11 protein-coding genes and 1 pseudogene are annotated in these 9,239 nt (G+C 42.3%); 5 read left to right on the top strand and 7 right to left on the bottom strand.

Going from position 1 to position 9,239, the window contains the following annotated elements; translation table 11 throughout:
• Positions 1-227 precede the first annotated feature (227 nt).
• Positions 228-833, bottom strand: coding sequence for a hypothetical protein (locus BJP37_RS10605; RefSeq protein ID WP_075898678.1), 606 nt, complete (start codon positions 831-833; stop codon positions 228-230).
• Here BJP37_RS10605 and BJP37_RS36175 point away from each other — a divergent pair.
• The 3 genes from BJP37_RS36175 (at position 827) to BJP37_RS10595 (ending at position 3,067) form a co-directional block, all read left to right on the top strand.
• Complete coding sequence (locus tag BJP37_RS36175) at positions 827-1,051, top strand: hypothetical protein (RefSeq protein ID WP_143727558.1); 225 nt, start codon at positions 827-829, stop codon at positions 1,049-1,051. The genes BJP37_RS10605 and BJP37_RS36175 overlap by 7 nt on opposite strands.
• A 112-nt stretch (positions 1,052-1,163) precedes the next feature.
• Complete coding sequence (locus BJP37_RS10600; protein ID WP_075898676.1) at positions 1,164-2,036, top strand: NotI family restriction endonuclease; 873 nt, start codon at positions 1,164-1,166, stop codon at positions 2,034-2,036.
• A gap of 152 nt (positions 2,037-2,188) precedes the next feature.
• On the top strand, positions 2,189-3,067 hold the full coding sequence (locus BJP37_RS10595) for a DNA adenine methylase (RefSeq protein ID WP_070395815.1): 879 nt from the start codon (positions 2,189-2,191) through the stop codon (positions 3,065-3,067).
• 142 nt (positions 3,068-3,209) lie between these two features.
• Here BJP37_RS10595 and BJP37_RS44930 read toward each other — a convergent pair.
• From BJP37_RS44930 to BJP37_RS38905, 6 genes and pseudogenes are all read right to left on the bottom strand, one after another.
• A pseudogene (locus BJP37_RS44930) lies at positions 3,210-3,578 on the bottom strand (DUF433 domain-containing protein); the annotation flags it as partial.
• A 119-nt stretch (positions 3,579-3,697) separates the two neighbouring features.
• Complete coding sequence (locus BJP37_RS10585) at positions 3,698-3,895, bottom strand: hypothetical protein (protein WP_075898674.1); 198 nt, start codon at positions 3,893-3,895, stop codon at positions 3,698-3,700.
• A 113-nt stretch (positions 3,896-4,008) separates the two neighbouring features.
• Positions 4,009-4,206, bottom strand: coding sequence for a hypothetical protein (locus BJP37_RS10580; RefSeq protein ID WP_075898672.1), 198 nt, complete (start codon positions 4,204-4,206; stop codon positions 4,009-4,011).
• A gap of 37 nt (positions 4,207-4,243) precedes the next feature.
• Positions 4,244-4,660, bottom strand: coding sequence for a helix-turn-helix domain-containing protein (locus tag BJP37_RS10575; protein WP_075898670.1), 417 nt, complete (start codon positions 4,658-4,660; stop codon positions 4,244-4,246).
• A gap of 575 nt (positions 4,661-5,235) precedes the next feature.
• Positions 5,236-7,659, bottom strand: a complete 2,424-nt coding sequence (locus BJP37_RS10570; protein WP_229415263.1) for a CHAT domain-containing protein — start codon at positions 7,657-7,659, stop codon at positions 5,236-5,238.
• 28 nt (positions 7,660-7,687) lie between these two features.
• Positions 7,688-7,861, bottom strand: a complete 174-nt coding sequence (locus BJP37_RS38905; protein ID WP_158069519.1) for a hypothetical protein — start codon at positions 7,859-7,861, stop codon at positions 7,688-7,690.
• A gap of 87 nt (positions 7,862-7,948) precedes the next feature.
• Between BJP37_RS38905 and BJP37_RS38900 the strand changes: the two genes are divergently transcribed.
• Positions 7,949-8,149, top strand: coding sequence for a hypothetical protein (locus BJP37_RS38900; protein WP_158069518.1), 201 nt, complete (start codon positions 7,949-7,951; stop codon positions 8,147-8,149).
• Between the two features lie 3 nt (positions 8,150-8,152).
• Positions 8,153-9,226 (top strand): glucose-1-phosphate thymidylyltransferase, encoded by a 1,074-nt coding sequence (locus tag BJP37_RS10565; RefSeq protein ID WP_075898666.1) that lies wholly within the window; start codon positions 8,153-8,155, stop codon positions 9,224-9,226.
• Positions 9,227-9,239: the final 13 nt, after the last annotated feature.

Genomic DNA, 9,239 nt, shown 5'->3' with positions numbered 1-9,239 from the left:
CGGGAATCGGGAGTCGGGAATCGGGAATCGGGAATCGGGAATCGGGAATCGGGAATCGGGAGAATGAGGTAGACGAATTTTTTCTATTTTCCCTGTTCCCTTTGCTAAAGTAGTATATTTTACCCTAATGAGGTACACATAATTTTTACCTTCTTCCCTGTTACCTTTTACGTGTTACCTGCTCCCTGCTCCCTGCTCCCTGCTCCCTGCTCCCTTTCCTAATAGTATTAGGCTTCTCCTTTAACCATGTTCACTAGAATCCCAATAATTTTATTAATATCGCTAATATAATAGCTATCATTATCTATATAAGCGACATTTTTTTCAAGTTTAATAAACCTCCATTCATCCCCTGTTGTTACTGCACCATATACACAGGGTAACTCATAACTTGCTTCTTGATTAAAGAGTTGAGCCGCATACATTTCTGCAATACATTGACCTAAGCCAGATATAATATTTTCATTCTTAGCTTCAACTATTGTAATTACCGGTAACTCTAAATATAACTGCTCTTCTGATCCGCTAATGATATAATCGCAAAATCCAGTTAAGCCTTTTTCCTTATCTACATTAAAATCAATGCCTGAGAATAGACTAATTTTTTCAGATGCTTTTTCTTTGACTTCCAGTAAGATATTAATAATGATTAGTTCTGACCTAGCTTTTTCCGTATTAATCGCTAAGGCTAAAGGGACATTTCTTTTTAAGGTCTGTGCCAGATAATCACTTATTTGAATTTCTTCAGTATTGGAAAATAGTGACTGATCCTCCACAGTCTGGATATTGAAGTCAAGCTTTACTTTCTTGAGAGTAAAGTCACTATATGCCACTTAAGTCTCCTGATTTTGAGCCTAATGGTAAGGTTGAGCTGTATCTATTTTATAGGGCAGTCCGAAGAAACGTGACAATCGGGCAAGTAGCGAATTGCACTAGGAAGTTTGCTGGAACTTGGTTGCGATTGACCTTGGCCAAAAGGCCACGCTACGCGAACGGTCACGCTTCGCGTTCGCATCAATGGATTGCTGCTGAGTATAAATTGCCACCTTAGCTGTTCATCCGTAAGCAATCATCTAGCTTCACCCTTCGCGGTACAACTTTAATCAATATCTTGACCTTCTTACGGTAGTCTTAGATTTACATAAGTACTATACTAAATTGATATGTCCAACAATCCTCTTGCAGAGGTCTTCGGATTCCCAACTAACAACTTCACAGAACAGGCAAAGCGGTATCGTCGCTACAAACTGTGTCCTTATAACAATAAGGTGCCGAATTGCACCAAAGATAAGGCAAACAATCCTCTAGGTGTATGTAGTATCTATCACAGGGATGAATCGGTCATTACTTGTCCAGTTCGCTTCCGACAGGATTGGCTAATTGCTGAAAATGCCGCTAATTATTTCTTTGGAGAGGAAACTAATTGGACTTCCCTGACAGAGGTTCGCTTGAAAGATGCCAATGGTCAGTCCGCTGGAAATATTGATCTAGTCTTAGTTTCTTATGATGATCGAGGAAAAGTTTTAGATTTTGGCTCTGTAGAAGTGCAAGCTGTTTATATTTCTGGTAACGTTAGAAAACCCTTTGAAAGGTATATTAGTAATCCTGAAGACTGGAAAACTATAGATTGGGCAAAATTGACAACTTATTATCCTAGTCCAGATTATCTATCATCCTCACGCAAACGCCTCCTCCCTCAGCTTTTGTATAAGGGGTCAATTTTTCGTGAGTGGAATAAGAAACAGGTAATCGTTTTACAAAAGAGTTTCTTTGATACTCTGCCACAATTGCCACAGGTTGAATGGGATAAATCGGAAGTTGCCTGGCATCTTTACACCCTAGAACAGGAAAAAAATAAGTTCAATTTGACGTTACACGATGTAATTTATACAGAATACTGGGCAGCAATTAACGCTATTTCAACACCGAAAGCTGGTAACGTAGAAGATTTCCTTGAAGTGCTTCAACAGAAACTTGATGATAAACTAGATAATCCTCCAGATACTCAAACCATAGTAGATCTTCCTTTACAATAAAGGATAAGCCGTTTATCGTAGCTATGAGGTACACATTATTTTTTCCCTCTTCCCTCTTCCCTCTTTCCTATTATATGCTCCCTGCTCCCTGCTCCCTGCTCCCTAAAAACCAGAAATTTGTACCTAACAAGTCGTAGAATTGCTATAAGCCAATGACTCAACTTGAGCTATTTAATACTGCCTCTCTCACCAGTCATAAAAAAGTCATAAATGTAGCTAGTGTGCCGCAACGTAGCCCATTTCGCTATGCTGGTGGTAAAACTTGGCTAATACCCCAAATTCGCCAATGGTTGTATAATAAAGGTGGTACAGATAAGGAACTTTTTGAACCTTTTGCTGGTGGAGGTATAGTCAGTCTTACTGCTGCTTTCGATAATTTAGTAGGTAGAGTGACTATGGTAGAAAAAGATGAAGGGGTTGCTGCTGTGTGGCAGGTCATTTTAGGTGGTGGTGCCGAATGGCTAGCCGAAACTATTGTCAATTTTCATCTAACTGCAAAGAGTGCTAAGCAAGCTATTGATTCTGCAAATGAATCTCTTGAATCTCTCGCTTTCGCAACAGTAGTTAAAAATCGCGTTAATCGTGGTGGAATTCTGGCTGATGGTGCTAGTTTTATGAAAAATGGGGAAAATGGCAAAGGAATCACGTCACGCTGGTATCCTCAAACCCTGAAAAAGCGCATACTTTCTATTGCTGAAATCAAGACAAAAATTAAATTTATTGCTGGGGATGGGTTTGAGGTTTGTGAGCAAAATTATCACCGCAACGATGCTATTTATTTTATTGATCCACCTTATTTAAAAGCTGGGCGCAGGCTCTATCGATATTCAGCAGTTGATCATGAAGCTCTATTTAAACTTGCTAGCAAATTAGAAGGCGATTTTCTGATGAGCTATGACAATACAGAAGAAACAAGGGATCTAGCAAGTCGCTATGAATTTGCTATACAACCTATTGCGATGAAAAACACTCACCATGCCAAGAAGACAGAATTGTTGATTAGCCGAAATTTCGATTGGTTTTTATATTAGTTATTCAGCTATCAGCTATCAGCTATCAGCTATCAGCTATCAGCCATTGGCGGTAGTCAAGGCTACTGTTCGCGCAGCACCTCAAGTAGCGCAATCGGTGCTTTTGAATAAAATAAGCTGACCGGTGACGCTGGGACTCAAATTGAGCTTGATGTTTTGCTTTCTGTGCTTGCAGCTTTTCCCAAGCCGCCTCCCTACCTGGTAATGGTGGCTTTTTGGCAAGTCTGGCAATCAGGTCACGATTGCGCTGTTCGTAATACTGTCGCAATTCTTCAGCTTCTTTAACTACAATTTGATACTCAGCTTCGACTTCAGCACGATTGGCCTTAATGTAGGCAAGAGCAGCATTTATTTGTTCCTCGGTTAGATTGAACAGACCACGAATAAACTTAGGAGGATATTGGGCAGTTAGGTAATCCATTACATCATAGAGTGTGATGCGCGTACCTGAAATCGTTAATCCCCTTTCTGTGCGAATGATAGCCACTTTTGCATTAGACTCTAAACTCATATCCTTTATTCTTAAAAGACTGAATCCATAATTAACTACCCTAGCACTAGGAAAGCTGCTACTGGTTTTGTCTAGTTTGATGCGATCGCGAAGCGTGGCCAGAGGCCAATCGCATAACATTACTCCGATTCCAACAGTTGAGCGAGTTGATTAGCGGCTTGATGAGAGTTAAGGGGCGACCAAACTGGATAGGTAGCTCCTGGTTCTAAGGTAGGTTCCTCTTTCCTAGCTAGCTCTGCTACCAAAAACTGAATGACTTTCAGTTTGTCTGCACGGTTTAAACCTTTCAGAGTAGGAAATAACTCCACTACTGTCATAGGAAATAGAGAAATGCTTAACTTGTTCAATTCTCTCACACTCCTTTAAATTGGAGCATACTTTTCTACAATTGATAAGGAGTAACTTGTTATTGTAGGGTTTAACAACTCACTTACAACAAACCTAATTTTTGAAGTTGAGAGCGAATTGCACTAAGTTGTCTTTGGAACTTGGTTGCGATCGCGCAGCGTGGCCAGAGGCCAATCGCATTAGTTGGTTGCTGCTGAGCAAAACGATTCGGCTTTGCCTTGCGATAGTCAAACTGGTACTCAGGTAGCATCTCATCATCAAAGTCTGGTGTTTTGTTCATAAATCCGATGCTGAAAGTCGTCCTTCAAGTAGCCAAATCAGCTGACCTTAAAATCAGAAATCGTCTCAATCCAGACCCTAGCCCCACAATGTAATGGATCATCTGGACGATACATCACCCGACAGGGGCCATTGACTTCTACTGTATGACCATAAGTATTTTTAGAACCCCGTTTGACCGTAATCACAGGGTTGCGCTCCCCGCTCTTGAGATTTTCGCGAATTACCTTCTGATTAACATGGATCACAGCCTTAGTGTACTCCGTGCGCTTTGACCAATTCCGCTTCGGTCCGCGAGTACCAGGGGTGACCACCGGCATACCGTCAAATAGAGGAATCACCCAAGTTCTACCCACCTTATAAGCCCCCTTCACTCTGCCCTTGCCCAGAAGGAAACGGACGCGAGTGGCAGAAACACCTAGTAATTCAGCGGCTTGGGCGGTAGAAATCATCATGGCGGAAAAACCATTGCTTTAACGATACTGTTATTTTAACACAAGTTCTCAGAAGATGCAAGGGGTTAGAAAAACTATTGCATTGACACTATCTCTAGCTAGAGAGTGGTAAGGATTGTAAGAGAGTAAAGAGTTAAGGGGGTCATAAAAACTGTTGCATTGACGCTATTTCTAGCTAAAGGGAGGTAAAGGTGGTAACAGAGGAAAGAGTTAAGGGGGTCATAAAAACTGTTGCATTAACACAATCTGCGTGTAAAGGGTGATAAGTGTTGTAAAAGTTGTAAGAATGTTAAAGGTGGAAAAAGGGGTAATAAAAACTATTGCACTGACGCACTAACTTCGTCAGCAGCACAAAAAAGCGATTGGCCGTAGGCCACGCTACGCGAACGCACCAAATACAACTACTATATTTCTAGTTACTGTTATCAGCTCCAGTTCCTTAAGCAGTCGAAGTAAAGGTTAAGGTTCCCGACTCCCGACTCCCGATTCCCGACTCCCGATTCCCGACTCCCTATCTCCCTATCTCCCTATCTCCCCTCCCCACACCCCACACCCCACACCCTAATCCCTAATTTTCACAACCAATTTCCCAGCAAAATAAAAGCCGACCAGTAATAGGGGTGATTAAATTCCTGCCTCTGCAACAACTCCTGTTGAGCTTGTCGCAGAGCTTCAGCCTTGGTAACCTTGCCCTTAGCTAACCTCTGATAGAAGCGAGTCATTAACTCTGTAGTGGCTACATCGTCCACAGACCAGAGACTAGCAAGGGTACTGCGTGCACCAGATCGCACTGCTACTCCAGCCAATCCCAACGCCGCTCGGGAGTCTCCTGCGGCTGTCTGACAAGCACTGAGGACGAGTAATTCAATGGGATTTTTTTGCTTTTGATCGGCTCTGATTAGACTATTTAACTCATTGAGATTGATCACGTCATCCCAGGTCAGCAGAAAGGTTTTTTCAGCTACTGAACTAAATTCACCATGAGTGGCCAGATGAACGATTTCGTAACCAGAGGTATTAACTTCGGTATTGAAGTTGGATTCAGTAAAGGATTCATTGAGTAGAATCGATGAAGGAATTTGAGCCTTGATATTCTCTAATTCCACCTTCACCCCAGGAAGTGGTGCTAAATTGGGACGATGGGGACGAGTTTCCGTCACTCCAGCACTCAGAGCAGAAACGTTTTGTCTGACATTTGCTTTAGGGTCGATTAATTGTAAGCTAGGTGCTACCGCAATACTATATTTCTCGACCAAATAGTTTTCCCCGTCATAAAGCACAGACATGGGAAGATTGCGCAGGGCTCCGTCTGGGATAAATACTAGGGTGCGGATGTTACTCTTGGTTAGTTCGGTTTGAATCGGGCTGATTAACCAATCGTGTATTGTTTGTAAGTTTTTCTTTTGAAGATCTCGCCAAGGCCTAGTAATATTTGTCTTTACCGAAGCGAGTTGTTGTTCTATTTCTGTTTTGGGTAAGTTAGTGGTGATCTGGCGCAGAGGTTGTCCGGGTAAGGTGACAATTACTTCCAGGCGGTCTGGCAAGATAATGGTATAGACGATAGCAGCGTTGGGGTCTATTTCGTCGATATTAGCTGGTTTGGCATCTAGACAGGCATCGCGAAAAAAGTTGTCTAGTTCCGCTAGTTGCAGGGATTCAATCACATCTCGTGCTTGTTTGAGGTTTTCTTGAGATGCATTCGGTTCTAGGAGTAGTCCTACTAATTCTCGGTAGACTGGTTCGACACTCTCTCGAAACTCAAACTGAATATCGCTACTAATTGCGACTAAATCGCTACGGATAGATTTGAGGGTTTGCACGGATTGGGAATAGGCAGCGATCGCGGAGCGTGACCTTCGGTCAATCGCGTTTTTTTTATCGTCTTTTTGGTTGAGGATTCTTCCCAGTTGCCATTGCCATTGATACCCTAAATCTGGAGCCTTGATTTGTTGAGCAATGAGTAAGGCTTTTTCGGTCAATTTTTGGGCGTCATCAAGACGTGATTGCTGTTCGTATAACCTCCCCAAGTTACCAATGGCTTCAGCTTCCGCTCTTTGATCTCCTAAATCCCTAGCCAGCTTAAGGGCATCGGCGAGATAAGTAGCCAGGGAGTTGGGAGATTTGAGATTTGAGTTTTTACTTTTTGAAAGGGTTTGGGCTAGATTAATTCTAGCACTTATTGCTGTTTGATTTGGAGATAATGTCGTTAAAGTATACTCTATCGCTGACAATAATGCTCTGGCTTGTGACCACTCTTGGTTAGCTATCAGTATACTCAGTTGATTTAACTGTCCCTGAATCTTAAGATCCGGTAAGGGAGATTCCTCCACAACCCGTTTATAGAAAGCCATTGCGTCTTTTCTTTTCTGTTGTGATCTAGCTCTATCCCTCAAACTGGGTAGACTTTCAGCTTGTAATCTAGCTGTATCCCCCAAACTGAGTAGACTTTCAGCAATCAAGGTTTGATCTGCTAATGTTTCGGCTATAGCTAAACTTTGTTGTAAAATTTCTTGAGAGTCTTGGAATTTACCCACTCGGCGCAGGATATTACCTAGGTATTGGAGGGCGGTACTTTTGAGTTTGCTATCCGGTTGCTCTTGAAGCGTTTCCTTGATTTGAGTTAAGGTTTTAGTGGCTTGGTTATATAACCCTAATGATCGTAGGGCTTGCACTTGGTAAATCTGACTTTCTGTAAATCGATTTAGGTCTCCTAGGTCTTGGTAAATAGCACTAGTTTGCTCCCAATTTGATAAGGCTTTTCTGGCATCACCTAGAGATAAGTATACTTGTCCTTCCACTGACAGGATTTGGGCTTGTAATTCTTGACGTTCTTTGGTATTATGGAGTTGTGATAATTTGCTATAACTCTGGGATAGTGTTTCTTGAGCTTGTTCGAAGTTTCCCAAACGTTGATAAACTAAAGCCAGATTAACTAAAGAGTTAATCTCACCAATAAAGTCGCCACTGTAGCTGTAGTTAGTAATAACTTGCTCCAACAACGGTATCGCCTGTTGATATTGCCCTGTTTCATAGAGTTGTTGGGCTTGTTCTTCTAGGGAATCGGGAATCGGGAGTCGGGAATCGGGAATCGGGAGTCGGGAGTCGGGAGTCGGGAATCGGGAATCGGGAATCGGGAATCGGGAATTGGAAAAAAATCCTGTGTACCTGATTACTATGAAAACCGCTATAGTTCAAGTTCACCCTTAAACCTTAAACCTTGGCCTTTCGGCCACGCGATCGCTGAAAGCGGGACTTCGTCCATCGCGTTCAACCTGCTAACCTTGGCCTTTGGCCACGCTACGCGAACAACCTGCTAACCTTGGCCTTTGGCCACGCTACGCGAACAACCTTCAACCTTCAACCAAACAACCTTCAACCAAACAACCTTCAACCAAACAACCTTCAACCTTCAACCTGCTAACCTGCCAACCTTCATATTTCATAATTCATATTTCATATTTCAGACTTTATAGTGAGGATTTCATATAGCTTATGAAAGCACTGATTCTTTCTGGGGGAAAAGGCACTCGTTTACGTCCCCTAACTTATACTGGTGCCAAACAGTTAGTACCTGTTGCAAATAAACCAATTTTGTGGTATGGGCTTGAAGCGATTATCGCTGCTGGTATTACTGATATCGGTATTATTATCAGTCCTGAAACTGGGGAAGAAGTTAAGGCTAAAACAGGAAATGGCGATCGCTTCGGAGCCAAGATTACCTATATCCTCCAAGACCAACCCTTAGGACTTGCCCACGCCGTTAAAGTCGCCCAACCCTTTCTGGGAGATTCTCCTTTTGTAATGTACTTGGGAGACAACTTGGTTCAAAGTGAGCTGAACTTATTTGTAGAGAATTTCCAGAACAAAAATCTGGATGCTCTGACTCTGCTAAGAGAAGTAGAAAATCCTACTGCCTTTGGTGTTGCCAAAGTCGATGAATTTGGCCGAGTGTTGCAGCTAGTAGAAAAACCCAAAGTTCCTCCTTCTAATCTAGCACTGGTGGGTGTTTACCTATTTTCTCCTGTTATCCATCAAGCAATTGCTAACATCCAGCCTTCTGCTAGAGGGGAACTGGAAATTACCGATGCGATTCAATACTTGATTGATCAGCAAAAAAATGTAGAAGCTTTTCAAATCAAAGGTTGGTGGCTCGATACTGGGAAAAAAGATGACTTGCTAGCTGCTAACCAGATTATTCTAGATACTTGCCTAGAATCTGCTGTTGATGGTGAAATTGACTCCGAAAGTCGAATTAGCGGACGGGTACAGATTGGTAAGGGGTCTTATATTACTAATTGTACCATTCGTGGTCCAGTTACCATTGGTGAAAACTGCCATCTGGAAAACTGCTTCATTGGTCCATATACTAGCATTGCTGACCAAGCTACTCTGGTAGATGCTGACATTGAGCATAGCGTGATTCTAAAAGGTGCTAAATTAACGGGTATTCATCAACGAATTGTTGATAGTTTAATTGGAGAAAGAGCTAAAGTTAAAGCTGCACCCCAACATCCAAAAGCATTACGATTCATGATTGGTGATGACTCACAAGTTGAACTAACTTAAGGGAAGCATTTAG

Origin of the sequence: Moorena bouillonii PNG (assembly GCF_001942495.1) — a bacterium.
Classification (GTDB): Bacteria; Cyanobacteriota; Cyanobacteriia; order Cyanobacteriales; family Coleofasciculaceae; genus Moorena; species Moorena bouillonii.
Note: the sequence above shows the minus strand (reverse complement) of the source record. Positions and strands in the feature narration are given on the sequence as shown.

Coding starts and splice junctions, on each gene's coding strand:
- BJP37_RS10595 (WP_070395815.1), top strand. CDS start 2,189: ATGACTCAACTTGAGCTATTTAATACTGCCTCTCTCACCAGTCATAAA.
- BJP37_RS10575 (WP_075898670.1), bottom strand. CDS start 4,660: ATGATGATTTCTACCGCCCAAGCCGCTGAATTACTAGGTGTTTCTGCC.
- BJP37_RS10565 (WP_075898666.1), top strand. CDS start 8,153: ATGAAAGCACTGATTCTTTCTGGGGGAAAAGGCACTCGTTTACGTCCC.
- BJP37_RS10600 (WP_075898676.1), top strand. CDS start 1,164: ATGTCCAACAATCCTCTTGCAGAGGTCTTCGGATTCCCAACTAACAAC.
- BJP37_RS10580 (WP_075898672.1), bottom strand. CDS start 4,206: ATGAACAAAACACCAGACTTTGATGATGAGATGCTACCTGAGTACCAG.
- BJP37_RS10585 (WP_075898674.1), bottom strand. CDS start 3,895: ATGACAGTAGTGGAGTTATTTCCTACTCTGAAAGGTTTAAACCGTGCA.
- BJP37_RS36175 (WP_143727558.1), top strand. CDS start 827: ATGCCACTTAAGTCTCCTGATTTTGAGCCTAATGGTAAGGTTGAGCTG.